Origin of the sequence: Marinobacter xiaoshiensis, from assembly GCF_031631795.1 — a bacterium.
GTDB lineage: Bacteria > Pseudomonadota > Gammaproteobacteria > Pseudomonadales > Oleiphilaceae > Marinobacter > Marinobacter xiaoshiensis.
Window position 1 is genome coordinate 86,316 of sequence record NZ_JAVMBO010000003.1, and the last position, 19,494, is coordinate 105,809.

The window sequence follows — 19,494 nt, forward strand, 5'->3', positions numbered from 1 at the left end:
TTTCTAACGGACCGAACCAGGAACCTGCCGCGCCAATGCCCGATTCCCTGCCTGTGGATTCTGTCGGGGTAGTCACCCCGCAGACGTACCATTTTGAAACGCCCATTGAACTGGCGTGCGGCCAAACGCTGGAGCGCTATGATCTGGTAGTTGAGACCTATGGCGAACTTAACGCCGATCGCAGCAATGCTGTGCTCATCTGCCATGCCTTGAGCGGGCACCACCACGCCGCCGGCTACCATTCTATGGACGACCGCAAGCCCGGCTGGTGGGATACTTGCATAGGCCCCGGCAAGCCCGTTGATACCAATCGGTTTTTTGTAGTGTGCCTCAACAACCTGGGTGGTTGCCATGGCAGCACCGGCCCCATCTCGACCAACCCTGCCACAGGCAAGCCTTACGGCCCGGATTTTCCCGTAGTCACCGTTGGCGACTGGGTTAAAAGCCAGGCACTGCTGGCGGACCGCCTCGGAATTGACTGCTGGGCAGCGGTAGTAGGTGGTTCTCTGGGCGGCATGCAGGCACTGCAATGGAGTCTGGACTATCCGGACAGGCTGAAACATGCCGTGGCCATTGCCTCCAGTCCACGCCTCACAGCTCAGAACATTGCCTTTAATGAGGTAGCGCGCCAGGCAATCACCTCGGACCGTGAATTCCATGATGGCCGCTACTTTGATTTCGACACCCTGCCCCGCCGCGGGCTGATGCTGGCGCGAATGGTAGGCCACATCACTTATCTCTCCGATGCCTCCATGGGAGAGAAATTTGGCCGCGAATTACGAGATCAGGCTTACAAATTTGGTTACGATGCCGAGTTCCAGGTTGAAAGCTACCTCCGCTACCAGGGCGAGCGCTTCTCTGAAGTCTTCGACGCCAACACCTATCTACTGATGACCCGCGCACTGGATTATTTCGACCCCGCCTATGAGTTTGGCGGTGATTTGTCCAAGGCCATGGCTGAAGCCAGTTGTGAGTTTCTGGTGCTTTCGTTCAGCACCGACTGGCGTTTCACACCCGCCCGTTCAGAGGAAATGGTAAACGCCATGATTGCTGCGCGCCGGAAGGTAAGCTATGCAGAAATTGACGCGCCTTGGGGCCACGATGCATTCCTGATTCCAACCCCTCGCTATACTGATATCTTTACAGCGTACATGGATCGTGTTGCCAGAGAGGTGGGCGCATGAGAGCGGATCTTGAAATCATCCAGCAATGGGTAAAGCCTGGCCACCATGTTCTGGATCTTGGCTGTGGTGATGGCACCTTGCTTGATTACCTCAAGCGGGAACGCAATGCCACCGGGTTTGGTCTGGAAATTAACCCCGATCACATAACTACCTGCATGAACCGCGGTGTTTCAGTGATCGAGCAGAACCTGGATACCCAGGGCCTGGACAACTTTGAAGACAACAGCTTCGATATTGTATTGATGACGCAGGCACTGCAGGCAGTTCGCCGCCCAGACAAGGTGCTGGATGAAATGCTGCGTCTTGGCGACGAAGGCATAGTGACCTTCCCCAACTTCGCACACTGGCGACTGCGCTGGGGGCTGGCTCTTAGCGGCCGCATGCCCGAATCAGACGCATTACCCTATAAGTGGTACAACACCCCCAACATACGGTTATGTACCTTCAAGGATTTTGAAGCCCTGTGCCGCGAGAAAGGCATTCGCATCAAAAGCCGTCGCGTAGTGGACGGTCAGCACCAGAACAACTGGCTGGCGCGTTTCTGGCCGAACCTGTTGGGTGAGATCGCGATCTACCGCATTACCCGGGAGAAAACGTAATGAAAACCAAAGCCCTGCACAACATTATTGCCATGGCAGCAGCCGCATTCCTGGCCGCCCTTGTGAGCCTTCCTGCTTTGGCCGGATCGGAAGATTTCGGAGACTATCAGGTTCACTGGAGCGTGTTTCCAAGCACCTTTCTTACACCTGAAGTCGCAAAGGCCAACAACCTTCAGCGCAGCAGAAGTATTGGCGTCGTTAACATTTCCATTATGCAGGAAGACGCAAACGGGGCTATTAAACCCGTACCCGGTCAGGTGGAAGGCAAGGTTTCAAACGACATTCAGCAAGTAAAGTTTCTGGCCTTTCGCAGAATACAGGAAGGCGACTCCGTGTACTTTATTGCCCAGTACCAGTACTCATCCGGCGAACTGATGACATTCAACGTTACCGCTCGCCCTACCGGGCATAAACAGGACTTGCCGGTACGATTTGCCCACACTCTTTTTGGCGACTGAGCGAACTATGCCCGAGCAACTTGTTATTGCCAGTAACAACAAAGGCAAAATCCTCGAATTCACCCAACTTCTTGCGCCACTGAATCTCATTCCAGTGCCTCAAGGCGAGCTGGGTGTGAGCGAAGCCGAAGAACCAGCGGTTACGTTTGTGGAAAATGCCATCCTCAAAGTACGTCACGCCGCCCGGGCAACCGGCTTACCTGCATTGGCTGACGATAGTGGTTTGGCGGTGGATGCGCTGAGCGGCGCGCCGGGGGTTCGTTCAGCACGATACGCCGGGGCCGGGGCTTCTGACCTGGATAATCTTAACGCTCTCCTGGAAGCCATGACGGATGTGCCCGATGGCCAACGCGGCGCACAATTCCACTGTGTTCTGGTGTACCTGCGCCACGCAGACGACCCAACACCCATTGTGTGTCATGGACGCTGGCCAGGTACGATTCTCAGAGCGCCCCGAGGCGACGGTGGCTTTGGCTACGACCCGATCTTTCTTTGCCCGGAAAAGAACTGCAGCGCCTCTGAACTGAGCCGGGATGAGAAAAACCGGATCAGTCACCGGGGCCGGGCCTTGGCATTGCTGATGGAACAGCTCAAGGCAGGGGCCTGAATTCCTTGGCCACTCTCACGCACGAGCCGGTCACACCACCCCTGAGCCTGTACATTCACGTTCCTTGGTGCGTGCGCAAATGTCCCTACTGCGATTTTAACTCCCACGCTGTTCAGAACGACATTCCCGAGACCGCTTACCTGAACGCTCTGCTTGAAGACATTGACCAGGACCTGGCATTGGCATCAGCTCGCACGGTGGAAACCGTGTTTATCGGTGGTGGCACACCCTCACTGATGAGTGGTGAGTTTTACCAACAGCTTTTCAAAGGGCTGCGGGAGCGGCTGACCTTTGCAGCCGATGCAGAAATCACCCTGGAAGCTAACCCGGGTACTCTGGAAGAAGGCCGGTTCGAGGCCTTCCGCGACGCCGGCATCAACCGTTTATCTATCGGTGTGCAAAGCTTCAACCCGGTGCACCTGAAAGCCCTTGGCCGAATTCATGACAGCACGGCAGCACATAGAGCGATCGAGTCTGCCCAAAAGGCCGGCTTCGACAACTTCAATCTGGACTTGATGCACGGCCTACCCGGCCAAACTCCAAACGAGGCGTTGGAAGATCTCAGGGCCGCAATGAGCCATGAACCGCCTCATTTATCCTGGTATCAGCTCACGCTGGAGCCGAATACAGAGTTCTACAGCCGACCACCAGACTTGCCAGACGACGAATTACTCTGGGAAATTGCCCAGCGCGGTAGTGAGTTTCTGTACCAGCACGGCTTCAGCGACTACGAGGTGTCTGCCTGGTGCCAGCAAGGCAAGGCCTCAAGGCACAACCTCAACTACTGGACCTTCGGGGATTATCTGGCGCTAGGTGCAGGAGGGCACGGCAAAATCAGCCTTCCCGACGGCACCATAAAGCGTTACTGGAAAACACGTCAGCCAGAGGCCTACCTCAACCGGATCGGCAGTCGTACCGCCGGAAGCGACACGATAGGAGTGGCAGAACTCCCTCTGGAGTTCCTGATGAACGCTCTGCGCCTGCGCGAAGGGGTGGATGAACGCCTTTTCTATGAGCGAACGGGTTTACCCTTGTCATCCATTGAGGTACAACTTCAGTCGTTGCGTGATGATAAATTGCTGACGGATGACCGGCTTCAAGCCACCGGCTTGGGGCAAAGGTATCTCAACAGCCTGTTGGAGCGTTTTCTGTAATGGACACGGCAAAACGATTGTTGGCTTTCCCCAAAGGTCTGAAAGGCTGCCTGATAGCAACGGTGGTGTTACTCGCTGTGCTAATACTGATTAATCAGCCTCTGAAAACCGGGTCTGCGCATCAGGGCATTGTGAGCTTTCAGTTAGCGGGTGGTGCTGAGCAAGCGCTGGCGATTGTACAAAGCTGGGGAGAGGAGGGTCTGCAGTGGGCCAAACTGTCTCTTTGGCTCGATTTCTTTTTCATCCCGATCTACTGCCTGACCCTGATTCTGCTAACCCGACACTGCACTCTCGACCGGCCAGGCGTTCGTGAACAAACCGCCGCACGCTGGGTCAGGGCGCTGTTTATTGTTGCCGGCGTGGCGGATGCGACAGAGAATGTCTTGCTGCTGAATAACCTGGAGGCGCCCACGGATGCCATTAGCCTTGCGGCCACCATCAGTTCCCTGGCCAAATTCACGGCCCTTACACTAGGCCTTGCAGGGCTTGTGATTATCCGTGCAGCCCGGCGCCATCCATTAGCGCCGGGGTAGCTGCTCAGGCGTGAAACCTAGTTGGTGCGGTGAAACAACAAGTCCCAAACACCATGACCCAGGTTTTCACCACGCTTTTCAAACTTGGTAACCGGGCGATAATCCGGCCGCGGTGAGTATTGACCCTGCTCCTGGGTATTGGCAAACCCCTCAGAATCACCCATCACTTCCATCATATGCTCTGCATAGTTTTCCCAGTCAGTGGCCAGATGCAGAATGCCGCCAACACGCAACTTATGGCGTATGCGTTGGACAAATTCAGGCTGAACCAACCGGCGCTTGTGATGCTTCTTTTTTTGCCAGGGGTCCGGGAAGAACACCATGACCTGATCCAGGCAGGCGTCCGGCAGGCACAAATCGATCACATCGTTAGCATCTATGTTGTAAACGCGGATGTTCTCCAGGCCCCGCTCTTCGATCTCTTTGAGCAATGCGCCGACGCCCGGTAAATGAACCTCCACACCAATGAAATTCTGCTCCGGGGCCGCTTCGGCCATTTCTGCCAGCGAACGCCCCATGCCGAAACCAATTTCAAGGTTGAGCATGGCATCACGGCCGAAGACCTGGCGTGGATCAATCATGCCGTTTTCACGGGCCAGGCCAAACTTTGGCCAACTGCGTTCGTAGGCCTTTTTCTGGCCTTCGGTCATACGCCCCTGGCGCAAAACAAAGCTGCGGACGCCACGGCGAGTCGTAATAGGCGATTCGCTTGCCGCTTGTTTCGATTCGTTTTCGTCGCCAAGGTCGTGTGGTTCTTTCTGGTCAGTCATCTGCAATCCTTAACCCCAGGCTGCGGGTGTTGTAAACGGAGTTTGCACACAGTTTACCAGAGTAAAAAGAATCAGGCGGATACCACAGAACTCTTTCCGGTTTGACGGTCAAACTGTCGATAGCCCAACGCCTCCATCAGATGGGGCTGAGTAACCGAGTCAGCACCCTCAAGATCCGCCAGCGTGCGCGCAACCCGCAGTATCCGGTGCAGCGCCCTCGCTGACAGCCCCAGTTTCTCCATTGCCCCGGAAAGCAGCTTTTCACTGGTGTGCTCAAGGCGGCAGACCTTCTGCAGCTCGCGCCCTGACAGGGTCGCATTAACACAGCCACGTTGAGTCTGGCGATCTCTGGCAAACGCTACCCGCTCTCTCACCACGGCACTGGACTCGCCATCCCCGCCGGATTGCATCAATACGTCGCCACTTTGCACAGGCACCTCCACATGCAAATCGAACCTATCCAACAACGGACCGGATATTTTCGAGCGATAACGCATCACCTGCTGGGGCGTGCATTGGCATTCAATGGTTGGATGCCCACTGTAGCCACACGGACAGGGATTCATTGCGCCGATAACCTGAAACCGTGCAGGAAACGTGACCTGCCGCGCGGCACGGCTGATGGAGATCTCACCGGTTTCCATAGGTTCACGCAGCACTTCCAGAACCCGGCGCTCAAACTCCGGCAGCTCGTCGAGAAACAACACCCCCCGGTGTGCCAGAGATATTTCTCCCGGCCGGGGGCTGCTACCTCCGCCCACCAAAGCCACAGCAGACGCCGTATGGTGGGGAGATCTGAACGGTGGTTGGCGCCAACCACTCTCTCCTACCAGCAACCCGGCGACCGAGTGCACGCTGGCCACTTCCATGGCGTGATCATCGCTCAAATCCGGCAAGATTCCGGGCAACCGGCTGGCCAACATACTTTTCCCGGTTCCCGGGGGGCCAAAGAAGAGTAAATTGTGGGCACCAGCGGCAGCCACTTCCAGCGCTCGACGAGGGACACTTTGGCCTCGCACATCCGCAAGATCGGGCATACTTGCGCATGCCAAGTGTTCCGGCTTTGTGCGGGGCACAGGCACCAAACGGGCGCGCCCACTCAGGTGTTCGCATACTGCCAGTATATGCCCCGCTGCCAGCACATCGCCCTGGCTTGCAAGCGCCGCTTCGTCAGCGTTGCTATTGGGCACCAGCAAACCCCGCCCTGCTTTTCGCGCCGCCAAAACGGCGGGCAACACACCTTTTAGCGGGCGGAGCGCGCCATCGAGTGAGAGCTCTCCAAGGAATTCCAAGGCGGTGAGGCTTTCAGCAGGGATCTGCCCGGAGGCGGCGAGAATACCAAGAGCGATGGGCAGATCAAATCGGCCGCCCTCTTTTGGCAAGTCTGCGGGGGCAAGATTGATGGTTATTCTTCTGGCTGGAAATTCGAAGCCTGCGTTCAGCAGGGCACTTCTTACGCGTTCGCGGCTTTCACGCACGCCGGTTTCTGGCAGGCCAACAATAGAAAGCGCGGGAAGCCCCCCGGAGAGATGAACCTCTACCGTGACCTCCGGCGCAGACACGCCAATAATGGCGCGGGAATGAACGACAGCAAGCATAACAACCTTCCATGGTTTCTGAGTATCAGTGCGGGACCACAACGGTTAGCCCCACCTGAGCCCGGCGTCCTGCCAGGATGAATTCGGTTTACTGAGCTTTCGGAGACTTCTCCAGCTCCGCCACTCGTTTTTCGAGGGCTTCTACCATTTCACGGGTTTTCATAAGCACTGCTTGTTGGGCATCAAACTCATCACGGGTTACAAGTTCCAGGCGGGACAGAACCGATGTAACCGCTGCGCGGGCCTGAGTTTCAAAATCGTCCCGGGCGGCGCGTGCCATATCCGGCACAAATTGCCCAAACTGCCCCTGTAACTGCGCAAAAATATCCTGTGGGACTTTCACTCATCACCTCACTGATTAAAATAATGTCCGATTTCGGCCAAAAGACAAGAGCCGCGACCTGTTAGCAGGAGTGTATCACACCGCCACCCCTGCCATACTAGGCACGTTGGGCACTATAATAGCGCTGCCTGCCCCTTGGTTTGCTCCAATGTGGCTCAAGGGATGGCAGAGCGCCCTGATCTGGTGCACAAACTGGCTATCAGACTAACAGCAACATGCAACAAAAGATCATCAAGCCCATGATTTAAAAGTATTTTTTTGCGTTGGCACACCCGGTGCTATAGCTCTTGTACGCAATCCGCACAGTTGACGTGCAGAGCGGCAGCACTCCGAACTCAACGAATGGCCACTGGCCTCTCATGTTGGGACGGTTTTACCAAGGAGAAAGCAATGAAACTTGTGACAGCGATCATCAAGCCTTTCAAGTTGGATGATGTCCGAGAGGCACTATCCGAGATTGGCGTACAAGGCGTAACCGTCACCGAAGTTAAAGGCTTCGGGCGGCAGAAAGGCCACACAGAACTTTATCGTGGCGCGGAATATGTGGTGGATTTTCTGCCAAAGGTAAAAGTTGAAGTAGCCATTGGCGACAATCTTCTGGACCAGGTTATCGAATCCATTACCAAGGCTGCCAACACCGGCAAAATTGGCGACGGCAAGATCTTCGTAACCGAACTGCTACAGGCGATTCGAATCCGGACAGGCGAGACTGGCGAAGAAGCGGTCTGATCCAGCTCTGGTTACCTGAACAAACCAACGCAAAAAAACCAATCTGAAGTGCCTTGTGCGGAGGGCTTCCTATGGAAAGCAATATTTTTCACCTGCAGTATGCAATAGATACCTTTTATTTCCTGATGTGCGGCGCATTAGTTATGTGGATGGCCGCCGGTTTTGCCATGCTCGAATCCGGGCTGGTAAGAGCTAAAAACACCACCGAAATACTCACCAAAAACGTCGCGCTTTATGCCATTGCCTGCACCATGTACCTGGTGTGCGGCTATGCCATTATGTACGACGGCACCCTTCTGCTGAGCGGCATTGAGCAAACCGATGCGGTGGCAGTTCTGGGTGACTTTGCAAGCCGGGAAGATGGCTTCGAAGGCGGTGCGATTTACTCCAGCGCTGCAGATTTCTTTTTCCAGGTGGTGTTTGTCGCTACCGCCATGTCGATCGTATCCGGTGCCGTAGCAGAGCGAATGAAACTCTGGGCATTCCTCGCCTTTGCGGTAGTGATGACCGGAGTAATCTACCCTCTGGAAGGCTCCTGGACCTGGGGAGGCAAGGATGTTTTCGGGCTTTACAACCTGGGTGACCTTGGCTTCAGTGACTTTGCCGGTTCTGGCATTGTCCACCTGGCCGGTGCAGCCGCCGCTCTAGCTGGCGTGCTGCTGCTGGGCGCCCGAAAAGGCAAATACGGCCCCAAAGGCGAAATCCGGGCAATCCCGGGCTCTAACCTGCCCCTGGCTGCGCTAGGCACCTTTATCTTGTGGATGGGCTGGTTCGGCTTCAACGGCGGTTCTGTTCTTAAACTGGGTGATATCGCCAGTGCCAACTCGGTTGCCATGGTTTTCCTCAACACCAACGCTGCTGCTGCCGGTGGCGCTATAGCCGCCCTGACAACCGGTCGCCTGCTGTTTGGTAAAGCGGATTTAACCATGCTCCTCAACGGCGCCATCGCCGGCTTGGTGGTTATCACCGCCGAACCCTCCACCCCAAGTGCACTGATTGCAACTCTATGGGGTGCTCTGGGTGGTGTAGCAGTGGTGTTCAGCGTTATCTTTCTCGACAAACTGCGTATCGACGACCCAGTGGGCGCCATCTCGGCTCACGGCGTATGCGGGTTTCTCGGCCTGATACTCGTGCCCATTACCAACGGAGATGCAAGCTTCAGCGGGCAGTTGATCGGCGCGGCAACCATCTTCGGGTGGGTGTTCCTGGCCAGCCTGCTGGTGTGGGGCATAATCAAAGCGGTGATGGGAGTAAGGGTCAGCGAACAGGAAGAGTACGAGGGCGTTGATTTGGCTGAGTGCGGCATGGAAGCCTACCCGGAGTTTGTTACCGGGAAGTGATACAGGCTTTATTCATGTAAAAAAAGGGGGGAGCCACTTGGCTCCCCCCTTTTTTTGCTCTGAGCATAGCCCCGCCCTAACCCTCTCCGGGACGCGTTTCGTCTTCAAGGGCGTCGATCATGAACTGGGGCATGGCGAGCGCGCCGTAGTGAATGCCACGATTGTAGTAGCGGGTTACGAAGGGCCGCTTGTTGGCGTCGTCTTCACGGAAATATCGCAGCGGATTGTCTTTGCTGGCCATGGTGCAACTCCACCAACCGGTGGGGTAAACGGGCTGTGGAAACGGCAGGGTTTGCACGTGATCAAAGCCGGCCTTGCGCATGTCGTTGTGCATGTCTTTGATAATGGTAGTGGTATGCAGCAACGGCGATTCGCTTTGTTGCACGATAATACCGCCCTCACCCAGCGCCAGCATGGCATCGCGGTAAAAATCCAGAGCAAAGAGGCCTTCTGCGGGGCCAACCGGGTCGGTGCTGTCGATAATGATGATATCGATGCTGCCGGGATCCACCTCCCGCATCCACTGAACACCGTCGCCAAAGAAGAAGTTGGCACGTGGGTCATCATTGGATTCACACAGCTCAGGGAAGTACTTCTCGGACATGCTGGTAACGCGCTCGTCGATCTCAACCTGCCAGGCCTCTTCCACATCAGGGTGTTTCAGCACTTCTTTCAAGGTACCGCAGTCTCCGCCTCCCACAATCACAACCTTTTTCGGGTTTTTATGGGTGAAGAGCACCGGGTGGGTCATCATCTCGTGATAAAGGAAGTTGTCCCGGGTGGTCAGCATTACGCAGCCATCCAGCACCATAAGATTGCCGAAGGTTTCCGTTTCGTATATTTCCAGCTTCTGAAACGGTGTCTGCTCCTCGTGCAGTTTCTTTTTCACCTGGAGGGAAAATGCGGTTCCCTGATCCTGGAATACTTCGGTGAACCAATCTTTATTCAGCGTTGTCATGGTGCTCTCCTGCAAAACCCTGGCGCAATGGTCAAAATGTGTATTGTAGGGGCCTGCGCCGGCCAGCCATAGTGTTTGTTGGCAATTATTGAGGTTTGCTGCCGTTACAACCCCATCCAAGGAAACAGGCCCTTTCAGCGGCAATGGCTAAACCCTACAATACCAATCATTAAGCCGGCCTGCCCGGCCCCCGGTTTTCATAAGGATAGTATCCATGAGCAACACCAGCGCCTCACCGGCCCACAAGGTTTATAACATCACCCAATGGAGCGATGGCTATATTGGCGTTAATCCCGAGGGTGAGGTTGTTATTCGGCCAAACCGAGGCAAGAACGATGCGGAGATCAACCTGCCGGAGTTAACTCGTTCGCTGGTGGACTCCGGGCTACAACTGCCTGTGCTGATCCGCTTTACAGATATTCTGCACGACCGGGTGAACAAGCTGTGCAATTCATTCAATAAAGTAACCGCTGAGCATGACTACCAAGGGCAATACACAGCGGTTTACCCCATCAAGGTAAACCAGCAGCGGCGAGTGGTTGAAGAGCTGATTGCCGCAGAACCGGCTGCCAGCAACGGCCAAATCGGCCTGGAGGCCGGCAGCAAACCAGAACTCATGGCCGTGCTGGCACTGGCCAGGCAGACTGGCTCGGTTATCGTGTGCAACGGCTACAAAGACAGAGAGTACATCCGCCTGGCCCTAATCGGCCAGAAGCTTGGCCACCGGGTGTTTATTGTGGTGGAGAAACAATCAGAGTTGCCGCTGATTCTGGACGAAGCCAAGAAGCTGGAGGTTTCTCCGCTCATCGGTGTTCGGGTTCGCCTGGCCACCATTGGCAAGGGTAACTGGCAGAACACGGGCGGCGAAAAATCCAAGTTCGGTTTGTCCGCCAGCCAGGTTCTTGATGTCGTCAACACTCTGCGCGAAGCCGATGCCCTGGATACCCTGCAACTGCTGCACTTCCACCTGGGCTCCCAGATAGCCAATATTCGCGATATTCAGACCGGGTTGCGGGAATGTGCGCGCTTTTACAGCGAACTGAGACACATGGGTGCCCCGGTGAACACCGTGGATATAGGCGGTGGGCTTGGCGTTGACTACGAAGGTACTCGCTCCCGAAGCGCCTGTTCCATGAATTACACCATGTATGAGTATGCCTACAACGTGGTGCGTGTGCTGCAAACTGAATGCGATCGTTACGACCTTCCGCACCCGGATCTGATCAGCGAATCCGGCCGGGCACTGACCGCGCACCATTCCGTGCTGGTGACCAATGTAATTGACCATGAGGAGCCGGAAGATCACTCTTCCCAAGAGCCATCTGAGGATGCACCGGCACCTCTGCAAGATCTCTGGCGAGACCTTAAAAGCCTGGAAGACCCGGAATCTCCACGCTCGCTGGCAGAAATCTATCACGACGTTCTGCACGCCATGGCAGATGTTCACGGCCAGTTTGCCCACGGCACACTCGCTCTGCAGGAGCGTGCCGATTCAGAAATACTGTACATCCGCTGTTGCCGGCTACTTCACAGCCAACTGGATAAAAACAGCCGGGCCCACCGCGAAATCATTGACGAGCTGAACGAAAAACTGGCTGCGAAGTTGTTTGTTAACTTCTCGCTGTTCCAGTCGCTGCCGGATGTATGGGGCATCGACCAGATATTTCCGGTAATGCCCATAAACGGCCTGAATCGCCCGCTCACCCGCAGGGCGGTGATTCAGGATATCACCTGTGATTCGGATGGCCGCATCGACCGCTATGTGGATGGCCAGGGCACGGAAACCACCCTTCCCCTGCCCGAAGAGAAGCCTGGCGAGGCTTTGCTGATGGGGTTCTTTATGACCGGTGCCTATCAGGAAATTCTGGGGGATATGCACAACCTGTTTGGTGACACACACTCTGTAGACGTACGTTTGAACGATTCCGGGGGCTATGATATCAACACGCCCATTATCGGCGACACTGTGGCCCACGTGCTCAGGTATGTTAACTTCGAGCCCAACAACCTGCTGCAAGCTTACCGCAACAAGTTTGCCGCAAGTGACTTGCCTGAAAGTACCCAAGCCGTACTGCTGGAAGAGTTGGCTGCCGGGCTTGAGGGTTACACTTATCTCGAAGAATAAGCGTTTCTTTTAAACACAACTGATCCGCTCTGAAACCCGCCCCGTAAATATCGTAACTGACAATCCCGGGGCGAGTGCATAGAATGAGTAACGTAACAAACATAGACCATGCAACTGTCAAGGAGCGTCCGGTGACCACACTGGATCAACAGCCAGCACGTGCCGAGGGCCGAAAGGACCCCTGGAGCCAGCTGTTGGTGAAAGTGGGGAAAAGCCAGGATCGCCAAGCCTACCACTCTTTATTTGAGCACTTCGCGCCACAGCTGAAGTATTACGCCATGGCTAATGGCATGGCCAGCCACGCAGACGAACTGGTTCAGGAAGTGTTCGTTTCTATCTGGCGCCGGGCCTGCCTGTATGACTGGCAAAAAGCCGCAGCTTCTACCTGGATTTTCACCATCGCACGTAACCAGCGCATCGATATGTTGCGCAAGATGCGTCGCTCCAGTGTGGAGATGGCAGTGGAAACCGAGGATCTATGGCAGATTCCCGGAGAAGACGACAATCAGCCGGTCACCTCACTGCACCGCCTCATGTCCGAGCGTCGCGTCAGAGAGTCGCTAAGCCAGTTGCCAGAAGACCAGATTACAGTCATTGCCAAGGTATATATGGAGCAGAAGTCCCACCAGATGGTGGCAGACGAACTGAACATTCCCTTGGGCACAGTAAAGAGCCGGGTGCGCCTTGCTCTGAGCAAACTGAAAGTGATTTTGCAGGATCAGAACGTATGACACGGCATCACCCCGATAGCCTGAGCCTGATGGAATACAGTGCGGGCAACCTGAGCGAACCCCATGCTCTGTGCATCCGCCTCCATCTCGACAAATGCGCACAGTGCCGCTGCCAGGTAGACACCCTCGACAGCCTGGGTGCTGTGGTGATGGAAAAGCAGCCGAAAGTCAGCGTTTCCGGAACGATGTTTGATGACATCCTCGCGAGAATAGACAGCTCAACAGAACCCAGGCCGCAAGTAAAAATGCAGCCCAAGACGAGCCTGCTACAAAAATTGCTGGGTGAAGACATAAACAATCTGCCCTGGAAACGGCAACTGGGGGATGTCAGCGTTCTGGATATTACCGGGAAGTTTCCGGGCCAGAATGAACAGGTTGTCCTGCAGAAGCTGGTAGCCGGGGGTAAGGCCCCCGCTCACACACACCGTGGTACTGAAACAACCATCGTGCTGCAGGGAATGTTCTCCGACCATAAAGGTGTATTCAGCCAATGGGATTTTGTGGTTCTGACCGAACAGGATGAGCACAAGCCTGTCGCACTTGGTTCAGAGGACTGCATTACGCTCTCGGTGCTGAGTGCTCCGGTCAAACTGACTGGCACCTTCACTCGTTTGCTGAATCCGTTTATACGCTGATTTTTTCTCACACCCATTTGCTGAGTGCGACTTTGGCTGGCCTCTACCAGGGCAAAACCGAGCCATCCCAGCTCAAAAAGCAACCATTTTCCATCGGTGTTATTCCTTCAATAACCGACAACAAATTCCCGGCGGTTTCAGCCGGGCTGTGCACCTGCAGGTGCGCCAAAGATTGTGTGAAGGGATTACTCAGGCCTGAATCGGTTGTTCCCGGGTGCAGGGCCAAACAGGCGATGGGCTTGCAGCGGCGAGGCAGCTCCACTGAAAGCGTACGCACCAACATATTCAGAGCCGCTTTGGAGCTTCGATAGGCATACCAGCCGCCCAAACGGTTATCCTCAATGGAACCCACCTTGGCAGAAATAGCCACAACACGTTTGAATTCACGGTGCCTTAGCCACGGCAACAACGCCTGAGCCAAAGTGGCAAAGCCCGTTGCATTCACGGCAAAAGCCCGAGCCATACTCATCGCTTTCAGGTCTTCCAGGCGCTTTTCGGGGAAAATGTCATCATTGTGCAGCAAGCCTGCGGCGTACAAGAACGTATCTATGCCCCGGGACGCCGGAATAACCTTTTCCAGCGCCAGTGCAACCTTCTGAGGTGACTGTTCCTCTTCTGCGTCCCACGCCAACAGGTTCACGCGGCTGTGGCTGCGCAGTGGCTCCGGCACCTTCAGCGGCTCACGACAAAGACCAATCACCCGGGACTCCTCGTCACGGGCCAAACACGCTTCTGCCAGTGCATAACCAATCGCGCCGGACACGCCGGCCACCACTATTAGTTTCATATTCGCCCCTCCACCTACTTATGAACGATATACGAAAAATTGCTGCCTCAGACCCAATAAATCGGTGAACCACGGAATTAAAACAGCCGTATGAATTGGTAATGACATCAACCGCAGGCTCCGGCTCAACTGCCGCAGCCTGCTCATACGGTCGAAAAAGCCCACAAGGGCCAACAAGACTCACCAAGGAGAGTGTTCATGCAATACCAGGCTCCAGCAAATGATCTTCGCTTTCTGTTGTTTGATGTACTGGGTGTCGACCGGCTACACGAGCTGGACAAATACGCCGACGCCACACCGGATCTGATTTCTGCCGTTATTGACGAGGCCGGCAAACTGGCTGCCGAAGTGATTCAGCCAACCAACCAGACCGGTGATCGCGAAGGCTGCCACTACAACCCGGAAACCCACGATGTGAAAACACCACAAGGGTTCAAGGAAGCCTATAAAAAGTTTGTCGAAGGCGGCTGGACAGCTTTGGATGCGCCGGTAGAATTTGGTGGCCAAGGCCTGCCCCACACTCTGAAATTTGTTGTGGATGAAATGGTGTGCTCCACCAACTTATCTCTGGGCATGTACCCCGGCCTGACCCACGGAGCCATCAGCGCACTGCACGCCCACGGTTCCGATGAGCTGAAGCAGACCTATCTGGAAAAACTGGTTTCCGGAGAATGGACAGGCACCATGTGCCTGACCGAGCCTCAGTGTGGCACCGATCTGGGCATGATTCGCACCCGCGCCACGCCAAATGATGACGGCAGCTACGCCATTGAAGGCACCAAAATCTGGATTACCGGCGGTGAGCACGACCTGACCGACAACATTGTGCACCTGGTTCTGGCCAAGCTGCCCGGCGCACCAGACACCACCAAGGGCATTTCCCTGTTTATCGTTCCCAAATTCCTGCCTGATACCGGCGAGCGCAACCCTGCGTTCTGTGGCGGTCTGGAGCACAAGATGGGCATCAAGGGCTCCGCCACCTGCGTGATGAACTTTGAGGGTGCCAAGGGCTGGCTGGTGGGTGAGCCCAACAAAGGCATGCGCTCCATGTTCACAATGATGAACGAGGCTCGCCTGATGGTTGGCATGCAGGGTCTTGGGCTTGCGGAAATGGCCTATCAGGAAAGCCTCGCGTTTGCCAAGGAACGCCTGCAAAGCCGCTCCCTGAGCGGCCCGAAAAACCCGGATGGCCCGGCCGACCCGATTATCGTGCACCCCGATGTGCGTCGCATGCTCATGCGCCAGAAGGTTCTGAACGAAGGCATGCGAGCCCTTGCACTGTTTACCGGCCATCAACTGGATCTGTCAGTGGCCCACCCGGATGAATCAATACGGGAATCGGCGGATGACCTGGTACAACTGCTGACACCTGTGGTTAAGGCCTTCCTAACCGACGAAGGCGCCAATAATGCCAACACTGGCCTGCAGGTGCTTGGTGGCTCTGGCTTCACTACCGACTGGCCGCTGGAACAACTGGTTCGGGATGGCCGCATCGCCCGCATCTACGAAGGCACAAACGGCATTCAGGCCATGGATCTGGTAGGCCGGAAACTGAGCCTGAAAGGCGGGCAGCTGGTACGCACCCTGTTTGGCGTGTTGGCGACTCACCTGAAGGACAACCCGGAAGCGCCTCATCGCGAAGATCTCAAAGGCGCCATGGGCGCACTGGAAAAAGCCACCATGTGGCTGGCAACCAACGCCCCGAGAGATCCTGAGCAGGCCGGCGCAGCCGCCACACCCTACCTGCGTTTGATGGCGCTGACGGTTGTCGGCTATATGTGGTCGCGCATGGCCAATGTGGCGAGTCAGCAGCTTGCGGCAGGAGAAGGCAACAAGCCGTTGCTGGAGGCCAAACTGGTGTCTGCCCGCTTCTATTTTGAAAAGCTGCTGCCGGAAATTCACTGGTTGCTCAGCGACATAGAAAGTGGAAAAGACACCTTGATGGATCTGGGGGATGATCATTGGGCTGCCTGAGCACAGGCCCTGGAGCTTGATATCCGGTTGCGGCGTCTTGCCTTCATAGTCTCCAATCCCGGATTAACACCCCGAAAGCCACGCCTTGCGTGGCTTTTTTGCTGGTATTTTATGTCTGCTCAGGCACTAGGGTATAATCGCGCCCTTGATTTCATCCGGCTAGTGCCCGGACCCAAACGGAGAACTCATGAACACCGACGACTACGCTCTCCGCTTTGGCGGCATCGAACGCCTGTATGGGCGCCGCGCCCTGCACGCCTTCCGCGATGCCCACGTTGCAGTAATTGGCTTGGGCGGAGTTGGTTCCTGGGCGGCGGAGGCATTAGCACGCAGTGGCATTGGCACCATCACACTGGTCGACATGGATGATATCTGTGTGTCCAACACCAACCGCCAGCTCCATGCTCTGGAAGGCCAGTACGGGCGCACAAAAACCGATGCCATGGCGGATCGGCTGAAAGCCATCAATCCCCATGCCGATATCCGTGTTCACTTCGGCTTTCTCACTCTGAAAAACCTGACCGAGCTGATCACCCCGGACATGACAGCCGTGGTAGACGCCATAGACAGCGTGAAACCCAAGGCGGCCCTGATTGCCCACTGTCAGCGGGGCAAGATCCCCATCGTCTGCGCCGGAGGCGCGGGCGGCCAAACAGACCCCACTAAAATTCTGGTGGCAGATCTCAGCAAAACCACACAGGATCCGTTACTGGCGAAGGTTCGTAATCTTCTGCGCCGGGAATACGGTTTTTCTCGTAATCCAAAGCGGCGATTTGGGATCGAGGCCGTATACTCAACTGAACAACTCACATATCCTGCCGGAGATGGCGAAATTTGCCTGCAAAAGCCTGCAACTTCGGGGCCCACACGGCTAGACTGCGCCACCGGCTTTGGCGCTGCCTGCCCTGTTACGGCCAGCTTTGGCCTTTTTGCAGCTTCCCGGCTGTTAAATCGCATTGCAAAACGCGCTAACCAATAATCACACGGGTTCCAGATCTTTATGCCAGCCAGCACAGTCCTGATTCTTGCCATCATTGGTATTCTTTCACTGTCGTTTCAATGGCTTGCCTGGCGTGTGCGCGTGCCTGCCATTCTTTTTCTGCTTGCCGGCGGCATTCTTGTGGGCCCGGTACTGGGTTTTCTGAAGCCCGACGAAGTATTCGGTGACCTGCTATTTCCCATGGTCTCATTGGCGGTTGCCATCATTCTGTTCGAAGGCAGCCTGACCCTGCGCTTTGATGAGATTCGCGGGCACAGCAAAATGACCCGCAATCTCATATTCGTTGGCTCTGTTGTTACCGGGATTATTGCCACTCTGGCTGCACGCTGGGTATTGGAGATTTCCTGGGCTGTTGCCATGCTTTTTGGTGCAATTTCTGTTGTCACAGGGCCAACCGTTATCGCGCCCCTGCTTCGCTCTGTGCGCCCGAGCGCCAAGCTGGCCAATATCCTGCGCTGGGAAGGCATCATTATCGACCCTGTAGGTGCCCTGTTAGCGGTTCTGGTATTCGAGGGCATAGTGTCATGGGGTCAGGGCAACGTGTTCGGCCATTCCCTGTACATCTTTGGTAAAACCCTGGTCATCGGCTTCACCACTGGCGCTCTGGCGGGTTATCTGAACGGACTGGTATTGCGCAAGCACCTGATGCCGCACTACTTGCATAACGCCGCAACACTCACCTTTATGCTGGGTGTTTATGCTTTCTCCAATGAAATGGCCCACGAGTCCGGCCTGCTCACCGTTACGGTCATGGGCATCTGGATGGCCAATATGAAGCAGGTTTCTGTAGACAGCATTCTGGAGTTCAAGGAGTCCCTGAGCGTACTGCTGATTTCGGCTTTGTTTATCATCCTCGCCGCCCGGGTGGAGTTTGCTGCCATTGCGGATCTGGGCTGGGGATTGGCCGTGGTTCTCGCTGTTCTGATGCTGGTCGCACGGCCACTCAGCGTGTTTCTTTCGGCCATAGGCACTGATCTGAACTTGCGGGAAAAGCTGTTCTTAAGCTGGATTGCACCAAGAGGAATTGTTGCGGCTGCTGTTTCTGCCCTGTTCGCCTTCCAGCTTCAAAACCTGGGCTACGAAAGCGCAGCCGCCCTTGTACCCATGGTGTTCGTACTGATTATTGCCACAGTTACGCTGCAAAGCCTGGCTGCACGGCCTATCGCCCGGTTGCTGAAAGTCACTGAGCCGGCTGAGTATGGCTTCCTGATTTTAGGCGCTAACCCGGTGGCCCGTATGATTGGGCAGGCTCTCAAAAAACATGATGTTCCGGTAGCTTTGGCGGACACCAACTGGGAAAACGTGCGCCAGGCGCGGATGGACAACCTGAAGGTGTATTTCGGTAACCCGATTTCCGAGCATGCCTCAACTCACCTTGATCTCACTGGAATCGGCAACCTGCTGGTTATCTCTCCGTACAAGCACATGAACTCGCTGGCCACATACCACTTCCTGGACTGGTTCGGTGACACCAGCGTATTCAGCCTTTCGGAAGGCGACCAGGATCAGAAGGCACGGCACCAGACCGCAGGGAAGATTCAGATGACTCGCGGCCTGTTCGACGACGTGAGCTACGCCAAACTTGCGAGCCTGGCGAGCCAGGGGTACACGGTAAAAACCACCCAGCTCAGCGAAGAGTTTGGATACAACGACTTTCTGGTGAAGTACCAGGGACAGGCCTTGGTACTGTTTGTATTTGACAGCAAGAGCCGCATCAAACCAGTGCGCAGCATGGATGACCTGAAACCAGATGATGACTGGATCCTGATAAGCCTGGTGCCACCACAGGATCGCAAAGAGCGGAAAAGCAGGGAAAGCAATGGGGAAGGAGCAGAGCCTTCAGCTATGGGTAAGGAGCCTTCGGCCATGGGCAAAGAGCCCTCGGCCCCCGGGAAGGAGCCCTCAGCTTCAGAGGGCGATTCCTCAACAGAAAGCTCGTCCCCCAGAAGCTGAATTCAGCAAAAGTACT

At 55.6% G+C, this 19,494-nt stretch carries 19 protein-coding genes; 14 read left to right on the top strand and 5 right to left on the bottom strand.

Translation table 11 applies throughout. From position 1 onward, the window contains the following. The first annotated feature begins 35 nt into the window (after positions 1 to 35). The 6 genes from metX to RKA07_RS00410 are packed head-to-tail and all read left to right on the top strand — an operon-like array spanning position 36 to position 4,535. Positions 36 to 1,184 carry a homoserine O-succinyltransferase MetX gene (metX, locus tag RKA07_RS00385; RefSeq protein ID WP_200203423.1) on the top strand — a complete coding sequence of 383 codons (1,149 nt, stop codon included), beginning with the start codon at positions 36 to 38 and terminating at the stop codon, positions 1,182 to 1,184. Continuing rightward, complete coding sequence (gene metW / locus RKA07_RS00390; protein ID WP_200203419.1) at positions 1,181 to 1,783, top strand: methionine biosynthesis protein MetW; 603 nt, start codon at positions 1,181 to 1,183, stop codon at positions 1,781 to 1,783. Before metX ends, metW begins: the two co-directional genes overlap by 4 nt. A gap of 32 nt (positions 1,784 to 1,815) precedes the next feature. Beyond that, positions 1,816 to 2,241, top strand: coding sequence for a DUF4426 domain-containing protein (locus tag RKA07_RS00395; protein ID WP_265092152.1), 426 nt, complete (start codon positions 1,816 to 1,818; stop codon positions 2,239 to 2,241). A gap of 7 nt (positions 2,242 to 2,248) precedes the next feature. Beyond that, positions 2,249 to 2,848, top strand: coding sequence for an RdgB/HAM1 family non-canonical purine NTP pyrophosphatase (rdgB, locus tag RKA07_RS00400; protein WP_310965275.1), 600 nt, complete (start codon positions 2,249 to 2,251; stop codon positions 2,846 to 2,848). Between the two features lie 5 nt (positions 2,849 to 2,853). After that, complete coding sequence (gene hemW, locus RKA07_RS00405) at positions 2,854 to 4,002, top strand: radical SAM family heme chaperone HemW (RefSeq protein ID WP_310965276.1); 1,149 nt, start codon at positions 2,854 to 2,856, stop codon at positions 4,000 to 4,002. After that, on the top strand, positions 4,002 to 4,535 hold the full coding sequence (locus tag RKA07_RS00410) for a hypothetical protein (RefSeq protein WP_310965277.1): 534 nt from the start codon (positions 4,002 to 4,004) through the stop codon (positions 4,533 to 4,535). Before hemW ends, RKA07_RS00410 begins: the two co-directional genes overlap by 1 nt. 17 nt (positions 4,536 to 4,552) lie before the next feature. Here the strand turns inward: RKA07_RS00410 and trmB are convergent, their stop codons facing one another. The 3 genes from trmB to RKA07_RS00425 form a co-directional block, all read right to left on the bottom strand. Continuing rightward, positions 4,553 to 5,305 (bottom strand): tRNA (guanosine(46)-N7)-methyltransferase TrmB, encoded by a 753-nt coding sequence (gene trmB, locus RKA07_RS00415; RefSeq protein WP_310965278.1) that lies wholly within the window; start codon positions 5,303 to 5,305, stop codon positions 4,553 to 4,555. Positions 5,306 to 5,376: 71 nt separating this feature from the next. Then, positions 5,377 to 6,903, bottom strand: a complete 1,527-nt coding sequence (locus RKA07_RS00420; protein WP_310965279.1) for a YifB family Mg chelatase-like AAA ATPase — start codon at positions 6,901 to 6,903, stop codon at positions 5,377 to 5,379. An 88-nt stretch (positions 6,904 to 6,991) separates the two neighbouring features. Then, positions 6,992 to 7,246: an accessory factor UbiK family protein gene (locus RKA07_RS00425; RefSeq protein ID WP_310965280.1), complete on the bottom strand. Its 255-nt coding sequence runs from the start codon at positions 7,244 to 7,246 to the stop codon at positions 6,992 to 6,994. 390 nt (positions 7,247 to 7,636) lie between these two features. On the opposite strand from RKA07_RS00425, the gene glnK reads away from it, so the two are divergent. Then, positions 7,637 to 7,975 carry a P-II family nitrogen regulator gene (gene glnK / locus RKA07_RS00430; RefSeq protein WP_200203395.1) on the top strand — a complete coding sequence of 113 codons (339 nt, stop codon included), beginning with the start codon at positions 7,637 to 7,639 and terminating at the stop codon, positions 7,973 to 7,975. A 71-nt stretch (positions 7,976 to 8,046) separates the two neighbouring features. Then, complete coding sequence (locus tag RKA07_RS00435; RefSeq protein WP_200371683.1) at positions 8,047 to 9,315, top strand: ammonium transporter; 1,269 nt, start codon at positions 8,047 to 8,049, stop codon at positions 9,313 to 9,315. A 76-nt stretch (positions 9,316 to 9,391) separates the two neighbouring features. Here the strand turns inward: RKA07_RS00435 and speE are convergent, their stop codons facing one another. Then, entirely contained in the window at positions 9,392 to 10,273 is an 882-nt protein-coding gene (gene speE, locus RKA07_RS00440) for a polyamine aminopropyltransferase (protein ID WP_310965282.1), read from the bottom strand. Between the two features lie 214 nt (positions 10,274 to 10,487). Here speE and speA point away from each other — a divergent pair, with 214 nt between their 5' ends. From speA to RKA07_RS00455, 3 genes are all read left to right on the top strand, one after another. Continuing rightward, positions 10,488 to 12,398: a biosynthetic arginine decarboxylase gene (gene speA, locus RKA07_RS00445; protein WP_310965283.1), complete on the top strand. Its 1,911-nt coding sequence runs from the start codon at positions 10,488 to 10,490 to the stop codon at positions 12,396 to 12,398. A 131-nt stretch (positions 12,399 to 12,529) separates the two neighbouring features. Beyond that, positions 12,530 to 13,129: a sigma-70 family RNA polymerase sigma factor gene (locus RKA07_RS00450; RefSeq protein ID WP_200203649.1), complete on the top strand. Its 600-nt coding sequence runs from the start codon at positions 12,530 to 12,532 to the stop codon at positions 13,127 to 13,129. After that, positions 13,126 to 13,764: a ChrR family anti-sigma-E factor gene (locus RKA07_RS00455; protein ID WP_200371680.1), complete on the top strand. Its 639-nt coding sequence runs from the start codon at positions 13,126 to 13,128 to the stop codon at positions 13,762 to 13,764. Before RKA07_RS00450 ends, RKA07_RS00455 begins: the two co-directional genes overlap by 4 nt. Positions 13,765 to 13,807: 43 nt before the next feature. Here RKA07_RS00455 and RKA07_RS00460 read toward each other — a convergent pair whose 3' ends face one another. Further along, on the bottom strand, positions 13,808 to 14,551 hold the full coding sequence (locus tag RKA07_RS00460; protein ID WP_200371679.1) for an SDR family NAD(P)-dependent oxidoreductase: 744 nt from the start codon (positions 14,549 to 14,551) through the stop codon (positions 13,808 to 13,810). 198 nt (positions 14,552 to 14,749) lie between these two features. Between RKA07_RS00460 and RKA07_RS00465 the strand changes: the two genes are divergently transcribed. From RKA07_RS00465 to RKA07_RS00475, 3 genes are all read left to right on the top strand, one after another. After that, positions 14,750 to 16,525, top strand: coding sequence for an acyl-CoA dehydrogenase C-terminal domain-containing protein (locus RKA07_RS00465; RefSeq protein WP_200203376.1), 1,776 nt, complete (start codon positions 14,750 to 14,752; stop codon positions 16,523 to 16,525). 187 nt (positions 16,526 to 16,712) lie between these two features. Next, on the top strand, positions 16,713 to 17,504 hold the full coding sequence (gene tcdA, locus RKA07_RS00470) for a tRNA cyclic N6-threonylcarbamoyladenosine(37) synthase TcdA (RefSeq protein ID WP_200203363.1): 792 nt from the start codon (positions 16,713 to 16,715) through the stop codon (positions 17,502 to 17,504). A 21-nt stretch (positions 17,505 to 17,525) separates the two neighbouring features. After that, entirely contained in the window at positions 17,526 to 19,478 is a 1,953-nt protein-coding gene (locus RKA07_RS00475; protein WP_310965284.1) for a cation:proton antiporter, read from the top strand. Positions 19,479 to 19,494 lie beyond the last annotated feature (16 nt).

What these genes read in the sequence shown, in the direction of transcription:
- metX (WP_200203423.1), top strand. Translation starts at nt 36, where the DNA reads ATGCCCGATTCCCTGCCTGTGGATTCTGTCGGGGTAGTCACCCCGCAG.
- metW (WP_200203419.1), top strand. Translation starts at nt 1,181, where the DNA reads ATGAGAGCGGATCTTGAAATCATCCAGCAATGGGTAAAGCCTGGCCAC.
- RKA07_RS00395 (WP_265092152.1), top strand. Translation starts at nt 1,816, where the DNA reads ATGGCAGCAGCCGCATTCCTGGCCGCCCTTGTGAGCCTTCCTGCTTTG.
- rdgB (WP_310965275.1), top strand. Translation starts at nt 2,249, where the DNA reads ATGCCCGAGCAACTTGTTATTGCCAGTAACAACAAAGGCAAAATCCTC.
- RKA07_RS00410 (WP_310965277.1), top strand. Translation starts at nt 4,002, where the DNA reads ATGGACACGGCAAAACGATTGTTGGCTTTCCCCAAAGGTCTGAAAGGC.
- trmB (WP_310965278.1), bottom strand. Translation starts at nt 5,305, where the DNA reads ATGACTGACCAGAAAGAACCACACGACCTTGGCGACGAAAACGAATCG.
- RKA07_RS00420 (WP_310965279.1), bottom strand. Translation starts at nt 6,903, where the DNA reads ATGCTTGCTGTCGTTCATTCCCGCGCCATTATTGGCGTGTCTGCGCCG.
- glnK (WP_200203395.1), top strand. Translation starts at nt 7,637, where the DNA reads ATGAAACTTGTGACAGCGATCATCAAGCCTTTCAAGTTGGATGATGTC.
- RKA07_RS00435 (WP_200371683.1), top strand. Translation starts at nt 8,047, where the DNA reads ATGGAAAGCAATATTTTTCACCTGCAGTATGCAATAGATACCTTTTAT.
- speE (WP_310965282.1), bottom strand. Translation starts at nt 10,273, where the DNA reads ATGACAACGCTGAATAAAGATTGGTTCACCGAAGTATTCCAGGATCAG.
- speA (WP_310965283.1), top strand. Translation starts at nt 10,488, where the DNA reads ATGAGCAACACCAGCGCCTCACCGGCCCACAAGGTTTATAACATCACC.
- RKA07_RS00455 (WP_200371680.1), top strand. Translation starts at nt 13,126, where the DNA reads ATGACACGGCATCACCCCGATAGCCTGAGCCTGATGGAATACAGTGCG.
- RKA07_RS00460 (WP_200371679.1), bottom strand. Translation starts at nt 14,551, where the DNA reads ATGAAACTAATAGTGGTGGCCGGCGTGTCCGGCGCGATTGGTTATGCA.
- RKA07_RS00465 (WP_200203376.1), top strand. Translation starts at nt 14,750, where the DNA reads ATGCAATACCAGGCTCCAGCAAATGATCTTCGCTTTCTGTTGTTTGAT.
- tcdA (WP_200203363.1), top strand. Translation starts at nt 16,713, where the DNA reads ATGAACACCGACGACTACGCTCTCCGCTTTGGCGGCATCGAACGCCTG.
- RKA07_RS00475 (WP_310965284.1), top strand. Translation starts at nt 17,526, where the DNA reads ATGCCAGCCAGCACAGTCCTGATTCTTGCCATCATTGGTATTCTTTCA.